This is a genomic window from Streptomyces sp. NPDC055239 (genome assembly GCF_053606205.1).
In genome coordinates this window covers 1,301,446-1,315,797 of the sequence record NZ_JBSGRD010000001.1, presented here as the reverse complement: position 1 = coordinate 1,315,797, position 14,352 = coordinate 1,301,446, and the positions used below count along the sequence as shown (strand labels likewise).

The following is a 14,352-nucleotide window of genomic DNA, read 5'->3' as shown; positions in this document are numbered from 1 at the left end:
TGGGTGTTCCTCACATCGAGAAGCCGCCGCCACAGACCAGGGTCTGTCCGCTGACGTAGTCCGAGTCCGGTGTGCACAGGAGGTAGACGGCGCCTGCCGCCTCGGCGGGCGTTCCGGCGCGGCCGAGTGGGATGGTCTCCTCCATCGCCGCCAGGAGTTGCGGATTGACTCCGACCTTGATGGCGTTGCCCTGCACGTCGATCGTCGCCTCGTCGTGGGCCGCCGTCTCGGTCAGCCGGGTCTTGATCAGCCCGAATGCGACGGTGTTGACGGTGACGCCGTAGCGCCCCCACTCCTTGGCGAGTGTGCGGGTCAGGCCGGTGACGCCCGCCTTCGCGGCGGCGTAGTTCGCCTGTCCGGCGTTTCCGCCGAGGCCCGCGATCGACGAGATGTTGACGACCTTGCGGCGGGTGATGGTGCCGGTGGCGGCCGCCTCCTTCTTGGCGGCGGCGCTGATGATCGGCTGTGCTGCCCGCAGAATGCGGAAGGGCGCTTTGAGGTGGACGTCGATCATGGCGTCCCATTGCTCGTCGGAGAGCTTCTGAATGACCGCGTCCCAGGTGTATCCCGCGTTGTTGACGATGATGTCGAGGCCGCCGAAGCTGTCCACGGCCGTCTGCACGAACCGCTCGGCGAACCCGGCGTCGGTCACACTGCCCACGCAGGTGACCGCTGTGCCGCCCAGTGCCTCGATGGCGGCGACGGTGTCCTTGGCCGGCTCGGGATCCAGGTCGTTGACGACGATCCTGGCGCCCTCACGGGCCAGGCGCAGGGCGATCTCGCGGCCGATGCCGCGGCCTGAGCCGGAGATGAGAGCGGACTTGCCTTCGAGTGTTCCCATGTGTTTTGCCTTTCGCTTTCTCGTGGCGCCCTCACGGGGCGGTGACTGCTCCTACAGGGCGATGGTGGCTTCGCCGCGCAGCGTCGTGGTGCCGTCGGCGAGCGTGACGGTGACCGCGATCGTGGCGATGTGTTCGCCGTCGGTCTCCTGGACTGCGGTGATCAGTCCTCGGCAGGTCGGTCGGCTGCGGACCGGCGTCATCGCGGTGAATCGCACGCCGTAGCCGCGGATACGTGACTGTTCGGTCCAGCCGGTCAGCAGGCGGCCCAGGTAGGCCATCGACAGCATGCCGTGGGCGAAGACATCGTCGAATCCGGCGTCTCGCGCGGCGTCCAGGTCGATGTGGACGGGGTGGAGGTCGCCGGATGCCCCGGCGAACAGGGCGAGTGTGGTGCGGCTGATCTCCGGCAGCTCCAGAGGCGGCAGTTCGGTGCCGACGGTCACCTGACGGCTCATCGGGCGCTCACCTCGTTGCGGACGACGGGGGCCACGTCATTGCGGACGACGGTGACCGAGCGCAGCTCGGCGACCAGACTGCCGTCGGCACGGGTCACCGTGGTCTCTTTGACGAGCAGGTCGAGCGCTCCGCCCTTCTTGCTCTGTACGTCGATGATCTCGGGCCGAGCGGTCAACGTGTCCCCGGCGTGCGCGGTCGCGTGGTAAGTGAAGCTCTGTTCGCCGTGCAGGACTTGGCGCAGATCCACGCCGAGTTCGGTCAGGTAGGCGAAGGGGTCGGGCTGTTCGAGCTCGACGCCGAAGAGGAAGGTCGGCGGGACGGGCAGATCGGGGTGGCCGACCGCGCGGGCGGCCGACAGGTCGGTGTATACGAGGTCGCTCTCTCCGATCGCTCGGGCGAAGCTCCGCAGCCGTCCGCGCTCCACGAGCAGCGTCACCGGCTGCGGCCTGGTGCCGATGGCGGTGGCCGGGATGCTCATGCCTTGTCCACCTTGGCGTAGAGGGTGACGACGGCCGCGCCGCCGAGTCCGATGTTGTGCTGGAGGGCGAGGCGGGCGTCCTCGACCTGACGGGCCCCCGCTCTGCCGCGCAACTGGCGTACGAGTTCGGTGCATTGGGCGAGTCCGGTGGCGCCGAGCGGATGCCCCTTGGAGAGCAGTCCGCCGGAGGGGTTGGTGACGACGCGGCCGCCGTAGGTGTTGTCGCCGTCGACGATGAACTTCTCCGCGGTGCCCTCGGGGGTCAGTCCCAGTGCTTCGTAGGTGATCAGTTCGTTGGTGGTGAAGCAGTCGTGGAGTTCGACGACCTTCAGGTCGTAGGGATCGACGCCGGAGCGTTCGTAGACCTGGGCGGCGGCGGCCTTGGTCATGCCGTATCCGACCAGCTTCATCAGGTCGCCGTCGGCGAAGCTGTCCGGGGTGTCGCTGGTCATGGCCTGGGCGGCGATGGACACGGATGCGTCCAGGCCGTGCGCCCGGGCGAAGTCCGCGCTGGTGATCACCGCCGCGGCGGCCCCGCAGGTGGGCGGGCAGCACTGAAGTCGGGTCAGGGGCCCGTGGATGTGCGGTGCGGCAAGCACCTCCTCGACGGTGACCGGCGTGCGGAAGACGGCGTCCGGGTTGTGGGCGGCGTGGGCGCGCGCCTTGACCGCGATACGGGCGAAAGTGTCGGACGCCAGACCGTACCGCTCGGCGTAGGCCGCGCCGGCCCCGCCGAACAGGCGTGCCGCGGTGGGCGCGTCACCGGGCCCTTGGACCGCGGTCGCCACGTCATCGAACCGGGCCAGTGGGTCGGGGCGGTCCGGCCATACGCTGGCAAGGGCGCCGCGCCGCATCTGCTCGAAGCCGAGCGCCAGGACACAGTCGGCGGCGCCGCTCTCGACTGCCTGGCGTGCCAGCCACAGTGCGGTGGAGCCGGTGGCGCAGTTGTTGTTGACGTTGATGACGGGGATGCCTGTCTCGCCGACGCGGTAGAGCGCCCGCTGGCCCGCCGTCGAGTCGCCGTACACGTAGCCCGTGTAGGCCTGTTGGACCTGGTCGTAGGCGATGCCCGCGTCGGCGAGCGCCGCACGGGCGGCGCGCTCTGCCATCACGTCGTAGGGCTCGGCTCTGCTGGGAGTGGTGAAGGGGATCATTCCCACGCCGGTCACACGTGCTGTTCCAGTCATGCGCTCACATCCAGTGGTGTCGTACGGAAAAGGGGCCCGACGAGGCGAGGGCGTTCGGGCATATGTGTCCCTGCCGGGGGTCTCGGTGGTGCGGGAGTCACTGGACCTCGCGGTCGCTCTGCTCCCAGTGGGGCGCGCGCAGTTCGCGCTTGAGGATCTTTCCCGCGGGTGAGAGAGGCAGGGCGTCGGTGAATGCGACGCTGCGGGGGGCCTTGTAACCGGCGATCAGGGTTTTGGTGTGCTGCCGGATCTGCTCAGCGGTGGTGGTGTGTCCCGCTCTGAGGACGATGACCGCGTGGACCCGCTCGCCCCAGTCGCCGTCCGGTACGCCGATGACGGCGCAGGCGGCGACAGCCGGGTGCTGGGCGATCGCGTTCTCCACCTCGGCCGAGTAGACGTTCTCGCCACCCGAGATGATCATGTCTTTCAGCCGGTCGACGACGAAGACGTAACCCTCGTCATCCATGTAGGCGCCGTCGCCGGTGTGCAGCCAACCCTCGCGCAGGACAGCGGCGCTCTCCTCGGGCCTGCCCCAGTAGCCCCGCATGATGTGCCCGCCCCGCAGGGCGATCTCACCGACGGTTCCGCGTGCCACTTCACGGCCGGCAGGGTCGGCGATCTTCACCTCGCTGTGTGCGGCCGCGCGCCCTGCCGAGCGCAGCCGCCGTCCCGCCGCGTGATCCGCCCCGGTGAGCAGGGTGGCGACGGGTGCGGCCTCCGTCATGCCGTAGGCCTGGACGAAGGCGACGCCGGGGAACGCGTCCATGGCGCGCTTCAGAACCGGTTCGGGCATCGGGGACGCCCCGTAGACGATGGACCGCATGCTCGACAGATCGTGCTCGGGCAGGCTCGGGTGATCGACGAGAGCCTGGATCATCGTGGGGACGAGCAGCGCCGATGTGGTGCGGTGCGTCTGGATCGCCGCCAGTACGGACCCGGGTTCGAAGCCCGGCAGGATGACATGGGTGCCGCCGACGAGGTTCTGCGCGTTCCACATGGCGAGGTCGGCGAGGTGGAACATGGGGGCGGAGTGCAGCGTGCGCCCGCCCGGGGCGGCGAGTCCGCCGCTGACCTGGCTGCCGAGGGCTGACAGCGCCATGTTCGTGTGGCTGAGCATGACGCCTTTGGGCGTGCCGGAGGTGCCACCGGTGTAGAAGATGCCGGCCAGGTCCTCTCCCCGGTCGCCCGTGTCGCAGGCCGCCGAGGCGTTCTCGATCAGGTCCTCGTAGGCGAGCATCCCGGCAGGAGTCGGGGCGTCACCGCAGTGCACGACCGTGGCGGGAGGAGCCTCCAGGCAGGTGGCATGGTCGGCGAACGCGTCGTCGACGAACAGGACGTCGGCGCCGCAGTCGCGCAGCGAGTAACCGATCTCCTGGCTGCTCCAGCGAATGTTCAGGGGGACTACCGCGGCGCCAATCCACCAGGTGGCGAACAGGTACTCGTGGTAGCGGTCGGAGTTGTGGGCAAGGATCGCGACCCTGTCCCCCGGTCCGGTGCCGAGGCCCCGCAGGGCACCGGCCAGGCGGGCAATCCGGTCGGCCGACGCCCGCACGGTGCGGACACGATCGCCGCACACGGTCAGCGGGGCCTCGGGGGACTGCTGGAGCATGCGGTGCAGGGATTGGGTGAGGAGCATCGCGCCTGCCTTCTCGAGTTCGGTCATCTCACACTCCTGATCGGCAGGATGGCGAGGGCGGAGATCACGGCGAGCACGCCGGCGAGCCCGTAGAGCCCGGTGTAGCCGCCGAGCCCGATGACGAGTGCGGCGACGGCCGGGGCCAGCGCCTGGGCGCCGGAGTTGGCGATGTTGAGGATCCCCAGGTCCTTCGCGTTGTCCTCCGCACGAGGCAGGACGAGGGTCATCAGTGCCTGGTCGACGGCCAGATAGCAGCCGCAGCCGAGACCGGCCAGGGCCATGGCGACGAAATTCGTCGGCAGGGTCGGCGAGACCATCGGCAGGAGCGCACTGACCGCGATGATCACCGAGGAGAGGATCACGAGAGGCTTGCGGCGGCCCATGCGGTCGGAGACGAGACCTGCGGGCACGAGGCCGATGACGGTGCCCACCATCATGACCGCGACGACCGCCGGGAAGATGTGGTTCGCCTCCTGCCGGGTCAGTCCGATGTGGTCCTGGAGGATGTAGAGCTGGAAGGAGAGGATCGACTGGTAGCCGAGCACCATTCCGAACCGGGCGGCGAACGCCCAGGCGAAGTCGGGGTGCCGGCGGGGGCTGATCCACAGCTCGCGCAGAGCCAGGGCAGGCGAGACCTCCCGCTGTCCCGGCTCTCCGTCCTGCCAATCGCGAACCGGCCCCTCCCGGACCGGCCCCTCGCGAGCCAGCAACGGGAACAGCGCGCAGCCCAGCAGGACCAGACCGGCCAGCAGTGCACACCCCGCAGCCATGCGCTGAGGGAAGGCCGAGGCGACGGCGACGCCCACCAGGCCCCCGCCGAGCAGGGCCAGACCCCCCAACGCGGAGTAGACGCCCCGTCGTTCGACGGGTGTACGGTCCGGGACCACTGCGGTCAGAGGGGCGAGCGCGGCATTGAAGCAGCCGTGCGCCAGACACCACAGCACGGCGATCCACAGAAGTGAGTCGGCCAGGCCGAGAACCAGGAGCGCCGCAGCCCCGCCGCACATGCCGCCCACCACCCACGGGGTGCGCCGTCCGTACCGGCTCCGCGTGCGGTCGGAGAGGGCTCCGGCCAGCGGCTGTGCGATCAGGCCTGCCACCGCGCCCAGTGCCACCGTAAGACCCAGAGCCCCGATTTTGGCGTCCTCGCCGACCAGCTCGGCGATCCGGTTGGGGATGAGCACGCTGGCGACGCCGGAGATGGCCATGCCCATCGTCAGTTGTGTGCCGAAGTACGCGCCCATCAGCGGTCCGTGCCGGACCACGGGTGGGGACAGGGCGCTCACCTGATGCCTTGCCACAGCAGCCGCTCCGCACCGGCCAGGTCGTCGACCGGGCCGCTGTCGGTGTCGAAGCGCATCGTCACCCGGCGCTCCGGGGTGTAGGGCTCCCAGCCGGGGCCTCGGCCATGTGCGAAGGCGACCCACGCGTCGTGCATGCCGGTGGCCAGGTGCTGGGGCGGTTCCTTGCCGAGCCGCCCGGTTCCGGCCGGGAAGGCGGCCAGGTTGTCGTGGACGAAGGGCAGGTCCAGGGAGTGGTCGGAGCCGCAGCCGGGCGGCAGCGCCGGGCTCGGCCAGGTGAACTCGTAGGCGTGGTGCGTGCCTTGGTGGGCTTCCAGGAGGCGCAGGGTCGGGATGCGGAAGGCCCAGTCGGTCCAGGCCGCCTGGATCAGTTCGGACAGCTCCGCGCCGGGGCGTGAGGCCTTGCGGTAGACCGCCAGGTCGCCCTCGGTGAGTCCGAAGGTGCCCAGGGCCAGGCGTGCGAAGTGCTCGTCGGTGTGCCCGAGGAGACCACGTATCGCCATGAAGCCCACGGTCTCGTCACGCGTGGTCCCGGCGAGCACCTCGACGTCGGCGGACGCGCCTGCCGCCAGGGCCGTCGGCACGTCCTGCGGAAGCGAATCCTCGTCGATCACCGTCCGGAAGGGGCTGATGAGGAAGGACTGCGCGCCCCAGCGGTCCGCCTCGTTGAACTCCAGGAGGAACCGCAGCACCGCGTCCTGTGTCGCGTCGGGGGCCGCGCCCTCGAATCCTTCCACCGTGGCGGGTACGCCGAGGAGTTGAGCCATGCGTTCGGTCGCTTCCTGGGCCTGTGCCCGGGACACCGCCGACATCGAGCAGCCGCTCTGGGAGATGGCCCGGCGGAACAAACCTCGCGCGGAGGGCATCGCGAGCAGGTTCATGACGCTGACCGCGCCGGCAGACTGCCCGAAGATCGTGACGTTGTCGGGGTCCCCGCCGAACGAGGCGATGTTCTCGCGTACCCACGTCAGGGCGGCCACTTGGTCGCGCAGCCCCAGATTGGCGGGGCGATCGGCGACGGGGAGGAATCCGTCGACGTTCAGCCGGTAGTTGATCGCGACGTAGACCACCCCGTCACGGGCGAACGCGGATCCCTCGTGGGCAGGAGCGGATCCGGCGCCGGTCGCGTAGCCACCGCCGTGGATCCACACCATGACCGGCAGGCCCGTGGTCGAGCGGCTCGGGTCCGGGGTCCAGACGTCGAGCGTCAGGCAGTCGTCGCCCGTGGTGGCCGGACCGTGGTAGTCGCCCAGGGGGTCGGCGGGGACGCTGGGCTGGGGACAGCCGGGGCCGGGGGCGGTGGCGTCCCTCACCCCCTCCCACGAGGACGCGGGCCGGGGAGGTGCGAAGCGCAGGGATCCGCGGGGTGGCTGTGCGTACGGGACGCTCCGGAAGACCGCGCATCCATCGTTCACCCGCCCTCGGATACGGCCCGCCGCGAGGCATACCTCGACTTCCATGGGTTGTGTCCCTTCACCGAACCGCTTGGCTAATGGTGATTAACTTATGACGTCATACGGCAGGACTGTCAAGGGCGGCACAGAAGGTGAACCCGATCAGTGGGCGGGCAGCAGGATCCGCTCCCCCAGCACGATGACGTCGTCGGCGAGCCGCGGCCGACCCTTCAGATGCCCCGTCCGCAGCACGTCGTTGACCATGCCGAGCACCGCGTGGACAAGCACCTGAGCATCGGCCTGAGCGAGCTCGGGCCGACCGGCGCGCAACAGCCGCACCCACTCCATGACGTGGTCGTGCTGGGTGCGCCGCACGTCGTGCCGCTGCTCGTCCGGGAGGTGGATCACCTCGGTCACCAGCGCCATGAACAGGTCGTTGTGCGTCTCCACGAGACTCACGTAGGCGCGCAGCAGGGCGGCGAGTGCCTCCAGCGGCGTACTCGAGGACGCTCTGGCCTCGGCCAGGGCGAGTTGCAATGCCTGGGCGCCCCGGTTGAGGGCGGCGTACAGCAGGTCACCCTTGCTGGCGAAGTGCTTGTACACGCTCGGGCCCGCGATGCCCGCCGCTGCGCCGATCTCCACAAGGCCCACCTCGTGGAAACCCTGCTGTCCGAAGAATCTGGTCGCCGCGGCCACCAGGGACTCGCGCCGCGAGGCGGAGGCGAGTCCCACCGGCACCACGTCGCGCCGCCCGGCCTCGACGACACCCTCGGGCAGCCGCGTCGTGAGCACCGTCTGCGCGATCTCGTACAGCAGCTCGACGAGCCGCCCCTCGGACACGCCGATCCGCGAGTGCGACGGGCTCCCGAGTTCCGCGAGCATCGCCCAGGTCAGCAGGCCGGCGTCGCCCGGCCGGAGGTCGGCTCGCCGGTCCTGGACCAGTCCCTCCAGGCGGGCTCCGAGCCCCCGGAACTGCAGACGCACCTCCTCGCGCACCGGCTCCGGAAGGTGCCGTACCTCTCGCTGCCAGAGCACGCCGAGCTCGCGCCTTTCGACGGAGAGCTCGGCCATCGCCCATACCGCGGCATCGAGCGTGTCGGCCTCCCGCACCGCTGCATCCATCGCGGCGAAACCGTCGGCCACCACGGCGGCCAGGAGATCGTGCTTGCCCCTGAAGTGCCGGTAGAGGGCGGGCGCCGAGATTCCGACCGCGCCCGCGATGTCACCGAGACCCACCGCATGGAAGCCGCGCTCATGGAATTGCTCGGCGGCGGCACGCAGGATCTGGGCTCTACGGTTGGCAGGACGCTTGACCGGCTGTGTACTCACGCACTGAGGCTACTCCGAATTAACCTACCGTGAGATGTACTGGTCGCAAACGGCCCTGCGCCGCCCCCTTGAGCTTCCCGCCGCACACCTCTTGCCCCTCCTGACCCACACCGTTAAGTTAAGCGCGGTTAGCCAGCGAGAAGGATCAGAAGAGGCCCTGCCGGGGCGAACCGGACCAGTCCGCGGCGACGCTGCAGGACGGCCGATTTCGGCGGCTCGGCACGTCAGCTGAAAGGCCCCCGCGCACGCCGGAGGCCAACCAGTTCCCGCTCTCGCCTGCGAGCGAGGCCCTCACACGTGAGCCGCACGGGCCCCGCCCTCGACGAACCTAAATGTCATGTCCTAATCAAGGAGGATACGTATGCACGGCACACTCCGCCGCGTCGCGCTCTTCGCTTGCGCCGTCGTGGCGGCCACCGCGCTGACGCCGGAGCAGATGGCGGTGGGCGCGGATCGGCCCCCGCCCCGTATAGCGATCGCATCGACCCCGGACCGAGGCTGGACCAGCGGCGGGGACGCGCTCTTGCGGATCACGACGGCCGGCCGCCAAGGCCCGGTACGAGTGAAGGTGAACGGGCACGCGGTCAACGGATTTCAACGGCAGCCCGACGGGACCTTGCTAGGCCTGGTCACCCACCTCGACAACGGCCGCAATCGCGTCACCGCCGAGGCGGGCGGCCTCACATCGACTCGCACCGTCACCAACCACCGCTCCACCGGCCCCGTCTTCTCCGGCCAACAGGCCATGCCCTTCTACTGCGAGACGACCGCGTTCGGCCTCGCCCCTGCCCAACAGCCGCTCTGTTCGGCGCCCGCCAAGGTCAGTTACAAGTACCGCAGCAAACTCGGCACGTTCGTTCCTCTCACCGACCCCGACCAGCGCCCGGCCGACCTCGCCACCGCGACCGTGGGCGGCCGGAAGGTGCCCTACATCGTCCGCGTCGAGACCGGCACCATCAACCGCGCCGTCTACGAGACCGCCGCGCTCTTCGACGGCACCGACCCCACGCCTCTCAGGCACACGAAGAGTTGGAACGGCAGGCTGGTCTACAGTTTCGGCGGTGGTTGTTCGGGCGGACACCACCAGGGTGCGCAGACCGGCGGGGTGCTCAATGACACCTTCCTGTCCCAGGGCTACGCGGTTGCCTCCTCCACCCTCAACGTGCTGGAGACCAACTGCAGCATCCCCGTCTCGGCGGAGGCGGCGATGATGGTGAAGGAGCACTTCGTCGAGACCTACGGGCCGGTGAAACACACGATCGGCTGGGGCGGGTCCGGCGGCGGCATCCAGCAGTTCACCATCGCCGACTCCTACCCGGGAATCCTGGACGGGATCATTCCCATGGCCGGCTTCCCGGACGCCTTCACGGCAGAGAAGAGCGTCGCCAGCGACTGCAAGCTGCTCGTACGCTACTTCGCCGGGGCAGGAAGCTCATTCACTCCCCAGCAGCGAGACGCGGTGACCGGGCTCCTCGATTACAGCAGCTGCATCGGTGCGGACCAGACCCTCGACATACGCTCCCCGGCCAAACGCTGCGACAAGTCGATCCCCGTCACGGCTCTGTGGAACGCAACGACCAACCCCAGCGGTGTGAAATGCACGCTGCTGGAGGCGTACGCCAACCAGTTCGGCCGCGACCCGAAGACCGGATTCGTTCGCAGCACCCTGGACAACATCGGGGTCCAGTACGGCCTCAAAGCACTCAACAGCAAACAGATCAGCCGGGCCCAGTTCATCGCGCTCAACTCCGCCGTCGGCGGATTCGACGACAAGGGTGAACCGGTGGCCCAGCGCTCCCTGGCGGACCCGCGGGCACTGAAGACCGCCTACCGCGACGACTTGCTCAACAGCATGCGCCAGGGACTGCGCGGTACGCCGATCATCGACCACCGCATTCACACGGACAAGGAGGTGCCCCTCGACGTCCACACCGCCCACTGGTCCTACATCACGCGGGCGCGACTGCGGGCGGCCAACGGAACCTCGGCCAACCATGTGATCATCGAAAGCAAGCTGGCACTGGGTGAACAACAGACCGCGGACGCCTACGTGCTGAAGTCGATGGACCGATGGCTGACCAACATCGCAGCCGACGGGTCCTCCCGCAGCAAGCAGGCGAAGGTCTTGGCGAACAAGCCCACCGGCCTCTCGGACGCCTGCTACCTGACCCCCGCCAAGCGGGTCCACGCTCCCCTGACCTACCCGGCCAGCGGGCCGTGCGCGGACAAGTACCCCATCGGCGCGGACCCGCGGCTGCAGGCCGGCGAGCCGCTGGCCGAGTCCACTCTCAAGTGCGCACTACAGCCCTTGGACTTCGACGACTACCGCGTACGTTTCACCAAAACGGAAAGGGCCCAGCTGCACAAGGCTTTCCCCAAGGGCGTATGCGACTACACCCGCCCGGGCCCGGGCCAGAACGAACAGCCGCGCACCTGGATCGACTACAGCCGCCGCTGACAGGGCCTGCCGGCCAGGCCTGGCTTCGACGGCGGAGTCATCCACAGCCTCGCGTTCAGGCGCGGCGGATCCGCCAGAGCCATGTTGCCGCACCGGCCAGCAGGGCGAGCATCGCCAGGTTGAGCAGGAGGGCCGTGGTGTCGTCCGTCTGGGTGCCGCGGGACAGGTTCCAAGTGGCGATGACGACACTCGGCAGAACGGCGGTACCCAAAACGCCGGTGGTCTTCTGGACCGAGGTCCAGTGCACCGAGGTACAGAGAAGTACCGCGCCGGTGACGCGGAACAGGAAGGCGAACAGCGGGCCGGGCTGATCGGGGAAGACCACCATGAAGGGGAGCGAGAGGGTGAGCATCAGGAGCGGGACCAGGGGGTGCACCTTGCCGCGCCGGACAGGCGCAGGCGCACCGGCACCGCCCCGGGGCGGTGTACCGGCGGCTCCGTTCTGCGCCTCGGCCAGCGCCGTCGCCGCGATCGTGCGGGGGTCTCCCAGCTCCGTCAGAATCTCGCCGATCGCGGCGTCGGGGCGTTCGGCACGCGTCACCTCGATGTGTTCGGCGAGGTCGGCGACGAGTTCCTGGCGGCGGTCGGCGGTGAGTGCGGAGGCCTCGCGCTCGACTGCGGAGAGGTAGTCGCGTATGGGGTCGGTCGAGGTCTTCATGCGAGGTCTCCGGTGGTGGGGGGTGGGGTGGTCAGGAAGGCGTCGACGGCGTCGCGGAAGCCGGGCCAGACGCGGGTGAACTCATCGAGTGCGGCCCGGCCGCTGTCGGTGAGCGCGTAGTAGCGGCGGGGTGGCCCGGTGGCGGACTCCTGCCAGGTGGTGGTGACCAGGTCGTCGCGGCGGAGCCGGGAGAGCAGCGGGTAGACCGTGCCCTGACTGGTGGCCAGGGCGCCTGAGTCCTCCAGGGCGTGGAGGAGTTCAACGCCGTAGCGGGGGCGGTCCCGCATCAGGGCGAGCACGCAGTACTCCAGGACGCCCTTGCGCAGCTGGGCGGCAGCCCGGGCCTGCTTGGTCGAATCACCTGGTTCCATGCGATGCAAGATACCTGGTGGAGCAAGTGGATGGGAAGGAGGGGGTGTGAATCCCCTCCTTCCCATCGGTCCGGTGATGCCGCCCCGCCCGCACCAGCCCACGTGCGGTGCCGCCCTGGTCAGGAAACCGGCGCGAAGCCGACGATCGCATCGACGAGGTCTGCCGGGGCTTCCAGCGGGATCAGGTGACCCGTGTGCGGGAGCACCGTGAAGTCGGCTCCGGAGAGGTAGGGCACCAGGTTGTCGCGGAGCACACCGGCGGGCTCGACGTGGTCGTTCTCTCCGGCGACGACGAGTGCGGGGACGCTGATCATGCGGGTGTGCTCGGTGATGTCCTCCGCGATGCCGCGCAGCGGCCACTCCGTGCGGGCGGCATCCGCGCCGGCACGTGAGTCGGTCACGATCTGCGACTTGATCGATTCGGGCAGCTCGGTCGCGGTGAGGACGTTGTCCCGTGCGCCGGTGACGGAGCCGTCGGAGTCGTAGGCGTGGGACAGCCCTTCCCTGTACTCGGCGGTGATCTCTGCGGCGGGCTTCGCCGGACCGCAACCGACGAGGACGATTCCGCGGAGGCCTGCGGGGCGGGTCGCTGCGATCAGTTGCGCGACTTTGCCGCCCATGGAGTGACCGACGAGGACGTAGTCGGTGACGCCCGCGTCGGCGATCACGGCGAGCGTGTCGTCCGCGAGCCGGCCGAGCGTGTAGGGGCCCGGCATGCCGCTCGAGCGGCTCCACCCGCGGAAGTCGACAGTGAGTACGTCGCGACCCGCGAGGCGGTCGACGACGAGATCCCAGGTCCGGGCGGAACCACCCCAGTAGTGCAGGAACACCAAGGTCGGTCCGCTCCCCGGGCGGTGGTCGTAAGCGGGCAGCGGTGACTTCTGTGCCGTGTTCATCGCGATCCTCGATCAGTGTTCTGAGGTGCATCTTCCGAGATCAATTCAATCTCCGCGGCTCCTGCGGGGCATCGGCGCGACTGGTCGACCCATGGTGGAAACTGGACACGTGACCGTGATCCGGCAGATGACCTACCACCCCGTAGGCGGCAGTGGCGGCGCTGTCGAGACGATGACGTTCGACCACCTTCGCGAGCTGAACGACGGCGGCACACAACGTGCCGACTTCCATGTCCTCGCTCTCATCGATGCCGGGCAGGGATCCGTCACCGTGGATTTCCTGCGGCATCCGCTCGAGGAGCGGTCCGCGGTGTGGGTCGCTCCTGGCGCGGTGCATCGCTGGGACGACATCGCAGACGTGGCGGGGCACGTCGTACTGTTCCTGCCGACCGCGCCGGTCACCCACGCCACCCGAGAGCTCGTCGCGTCGCCGGACCTGGTCGCGCGGTGGCGCGTTCCCGACGCCGACTGGCCGTTCGTCGACGTCGCGCGGAGTCATCTCCTCCTCGAGGCGTCCGCCCCGCCCGAGGACACGGCAACGGAACTGCCCGCGATTCTGCTCTCCGCGCTCATCGCCCGGCTACGGCCACCGCACGGCGACGCGGGGGCGATGAATCCGACGTTCCGGCTGTTCCGCTCCAGCGTCGAAGCGCACTTCCGGGAACAGCACGGCGCCGCCTACTACGCCCGTGCGCTGGGATACGCGCCCCGCACCCTTTCAAGAGCGGTCCAGCAGGTCACCGGCCGCACCGCGAAGGCGTACATCGTCGACCGCATCATCCTGGAAGCCAAAAGGCTCCTCGCGCACGACCGGCTCACCGCGGCCAGTTGCGCCGCCGCGCTCGGCTTCCCCGACGCGTCCAACTTCTCGGTGTTCTTCCAGAACGCCGCGGGTGTGCGCCCGGGCGCGTGGCAGGCCGCGGCCACCGTCGACTGACGTCACGAACGCCGGGCACGACGCGACGCCATCAGGAAAGCCGAGTGCCCCGCCCCTGCATCACGGGGGCGGGGCGGCAGCGCTGCAGCCACAGCGCGGATAGAAGAGTCCAGGCTAGCGGCCGGGACTGACAACGCGGGCCGGAAGCGGACCGGCGCTACTGCTGGGGCTTGTCCTGGTCCCCGCCGAACTGGTCCTTCAGCTTGTCCTGGGCGGTGTCGACCTGGCCGGAGTACTTGCCCTGCGTCTTGTCGTCGACGAAGTCGCCCGCCTTGTCGATTCCCTGCCCGGCCTTGTCCTCGTGGCCCTTGAGCATCTGCTTGAGCTTGTCCATGACTGACATGGGCCAACCGCCTCTCTGTGTCGCCCCCTCCACCAGGCTCACATCGCGAGCCGCGATACGCATCCG

At 69.3% G+C, this 14,352-nt stretch carries 14 protein-coding genes; 2 read left to right on the top strand and 12 right to left on the bottom strand.

What is annotated here, in order from left to right; genetic code table 11:
* Nucleotides 1-10 precede the first annotated feature (10 nt).
* The 8 genes from ACWFRJ_RS05465 to ACWFRJ_RS05430 form a co-directional block, all read right to left on the bottom strand.
* Nucleotides 11-841, bottom strand: a complete 831-nt coding sequence (locus ACWFRJ_RS05465) for an SDR family NAD(P)-dependent oxidoreductase (protein ID WP_453524869.1) — start codon at nucleotides 839-841, stop codon at nucleotides 11-13.
* A 51-nt stretch (nucleotides 842-892) separates the two neighbouring features.
* Nucleotides 893-1,297: a MaoC/PaaZ C-terminal domain-containing protein gene (locus tag ACWFRJ_RS05460; RefSeq protein WP_453524868.1), complete on the bottom strand. Its 405-nt coding sequence runs from the start codon at nucleotides 1,295-1,297 to the stop codon at nucleotides 893-895.
* Nucleotides 1,294-1,776, bottom strand: coding sequence for a MaoC family dehydratase N-terminal domain-containing protein (locus tag ACWFRJ_RS05455; RefSeq protein WP_453524867.1), 483 nt, complete (start codon nucleotides 1,774-1,776; stop codon nucleotides 1,294-1,296). Before ACWFRJ_RS05455 ends, ACWFRJ_RS05460 begins: the two co-directional genes overlap by 4 nt.
* Entirely contained in the window at nucleotides 1,773-2,963 is a 1,191-nt protein-coding gene (locus tag ACWFRJ_RS05450) for a lipid-transfer protein (RefSeq protein ID WP_453524866.1), read from the bottom strand. The genes ACWFRJ_RS05455 and ACWFRJ_RS05450 overlap by 4 nt, the downstream gene beginning before the upstream one ends.
* 97 nt (nucleotides 2,964-3,060) lie before the next feature.
* The gene (locus ACWFRJ_RS05445) at nucleotides 3,061-4,626 is read right to left on the bottom strand and encodes an acyl-CoA synthetase (protein ID WP_453524865.1); all 1,566 of its coding nucleotides are present in this window, start codon (nucleotides 4,624-4,626) and stop codon (nucleotides 3,061-3,063) included.
* Complete coding sequence (locus ACWFRJ_RS05440) at nucleotides 4,623-5,900, bottom strand: MFS transporter (RefSeq protein WP_453524864.1); 1,278 nt, start codon at nucleotides 5,898-5,900, stop codon at nucleotides 4,623-4,625. The genes ACWFRJ_RS05445 and ACWFRJ_RS05440 overlap by 4 nt, the downstream gene beginning before the upstream one ends.
* Entirely contained in the window at nucleotides 5,882-7,360 is a 1,479-nt protein-coding gene (locus ACWFRJ_RS05435) for a carboxylesterase/lipase family protein (RefSeq protein ID WP_453524863.1), read from the bottom strand. The genes ACWFRJ_RS05440 and ACWFRJ_RS05435 overlap by 19 nt, the downstream gene beginning before the upstream one ends.
* A gap of 96 nt (nucleotides 7,361-7,456) precedes the next feature.
* Nucleotides 7,457-8,623, bottom strand: a complete 1,167-nt coding sequence (locus tag ACWFRJ_RS05430; protein ID WP_453524862.1) for a TetR/AcrR family transcriptional regulator — start codon at nucleotides 8,621-8,623, stop codon at nucleotides 7,457-7,459.
* Between the two features lie 361 nt (nucleotides 8,624-8,984).
* Here ACWFRJ_RS05430 and ACWFRJ_RS05425 point away from each other — a divergent pair, with 361 nt between their 5' ends.
* Nucleotides 8,985-11,081 (top strand): DUF6351 family protein, encoded by a 2,097-nt coding sequence (locus ACWFRJ_RS05425; protein ID WP_453524861.1) that lies wholly within the window; start codon nucleotides 8,985-8,987, stop codon nucleotides 11,079-11,081.
* 55 nt (nucleotides 11,082-11,136) lie between these two features.
* On the opposite strand, the gene ACWFRJ_RS05420 is transcribed toward ACWFRJ_RS05425, so the two are convergent.
* The 3 genes from ACWFRJ_RS05420 to ACWFRJ_RS05410 form a co-directional block, all read right to left on the bottom strand.
* Complete coding sequence (locus ACWFRJ_RS05420; protein WP_453524860.1) at nucleotides 11,137-11,739, bottom strand: HAAS signaling domain-containing protein; 603 nt, start codon at nucleotides 11,737-11,739, stop codon at nucleotides 11,137-11,139.
* Complete coding sequence (locus ACWFRJ_RS05415) at nucleotides 11,736-12,110, bottom strand: PadR family transcriptional regulator (protein ID WP_453524859.1); 375 nt, start codon at nucleotides 12,108-12,110, stop codon at nucleotides 11,736-11,738. Before ACWFRJ_RS05415 ends, ACWFRJ_RS05420 begins: the two co-directional genes overlap by 4 nt.
* Nucleotides 12,111-12,229: 119 nt before the next feature.
* Nucleotides 12,230-13,006 carry an alpha/beta fold hydrolase gene (locus tag ACWFRJ_RS05410; protein WP_453524858.1) on the bottom strand — a complete coding sequence of 259 codons (777 nt, stop codon included), beginning with the start codon at nucleotides 13,004-13,006 and terminating at the stop codon, nucleotides 12,230-12,232.
* A 91-nt stretch (nucleotides 13,007-13,097) separates the two neighbouring features.
* Here ACWFRJ_RS05410 and ACWFRJ_RS05405 point away from each other — a divergent pair, with 91 nt between their 5' ends.
* A complete protein-coding gene (locus ACWFRJ_RS05405; RefSeq protein ID WP_453524857.1) occupies nucleotides 13,098-13,943 on the top strand; it encodes a helix-turn-helix domain-containing protein in 846 nt (281 codons plus the stop codon).
* Nucleotides 13,944-14,100: 157 nt separating this feature from the next.
* On the opposite strand, the gene ACWFRJ_RS05400 is transcribed toward ACWFRJ_RS05405, so the two are convergent.
* Complete coding sequence (locus ACWFRJ_RS05400; RefSeq protein ID WP_453524856.1) at nucleotides 14,101-14,286, bottom strand: antitoxin; 186 nt, start codon at nucleotides 14,284-14,286, stop codon at nucleotides 14,101-14,103.
* Between the last annotated feature and the right edge of the window lie 66 nt (nucleotides 14,287-14,352).

Excerpts from the sequence above, each read along its gene's own strand:
- ACWFRJ_RS05465 (WP_453524869.1), bottom strand. The coding sequence starts at position 841 with ATGGGAACACTCGAAGGCAAGTCCGCTCTCATCTCCGGCTCAGGCCGC.
- ACWFRJ_RS05460 (WP_453524868.1), bottom strand. The coding sequence starts at position 1,297 with ATGAGCCGTCAGGTGACCGTCGGCACCGAACTGCCGCCTCTGGAGCTG.
- ACWFRJ_RS05455 (WP_453524867.1), bottom strand. The coding sequence starts at position 1,776 with ATGAGCATCCCGGCCACCGCCATCGGCACCAGGCCGCAGCCGGTGACG.
- ACWFRJ_RS05450 (WP_453524866.1), bottom strand. The coding sequence starts at position 2,963 with ATGACTGGAACAGCACGTGTGACCGGCGTGGGAATGATCCCCTTCACC.
- ACWFRJ_RS05445 (WP_453524865.1), bottom strand. The coding sequence starts at position 4,626 with ATGACCGAACTCGAGAAGGCAGGCGCGATGCTCCTCACCCAATCCCTG.
- ACWFRJ_RS05435 (WP_453524863.1), bottom strand. The coding sequence starts at position 7,360 with ATGGAAGTCGAGGTATGCCTCGCGGCGGGCCGTATCCGAGGGCGGGTG.
- ACWFRJ_RS05425 (WP_453524861.1), top strand. The coding sequence starts at position 8,985 with ATGCACGGCACACTCCGCCGCGTCGCGCTCTTCGCTTGCGCCGTCGTG.
- ACWFRJ_RS05420 (WP_453524860.1), bottom strand. The coding sequence starts at position 11,739 with ATGAAGACCTCGACCGACCCCATACGCGACTACCTCTCCGCAGTCGAG.
- ACWFRJ_RS05415 (WP_453524859.1), bottom strand. The coding sequence starts at position 12,110 with ATGGAACCAGGTGATTCGACCAAGCAGGCCCGGGCTGCCGCCCAGCTG.
- ACWFRJ_RS05410 (WP_453524858.1), bottom strand. The coding sequence starts at position 13,006 with ATGAACACGGCACAGAAGTCACCGCTGCCCGCTTACGACCACCGCCCG.
- ACWFRJ_RS05405 (WP_453524857.1), top strand. The coding sequence starts at position 13,098 with ATGGTGGAAACTGGACACGTGACCGTGATCCGGCAGATGACCTACCAC.
- ACWFRJ_RS05400 (WP_453524856.1), bottom strand. The coding sequence starts at position 14,286 with ATGTCAGTCATGGACAAGCTCAAGCAGATGCTCAAGGGCCACGAGGAC.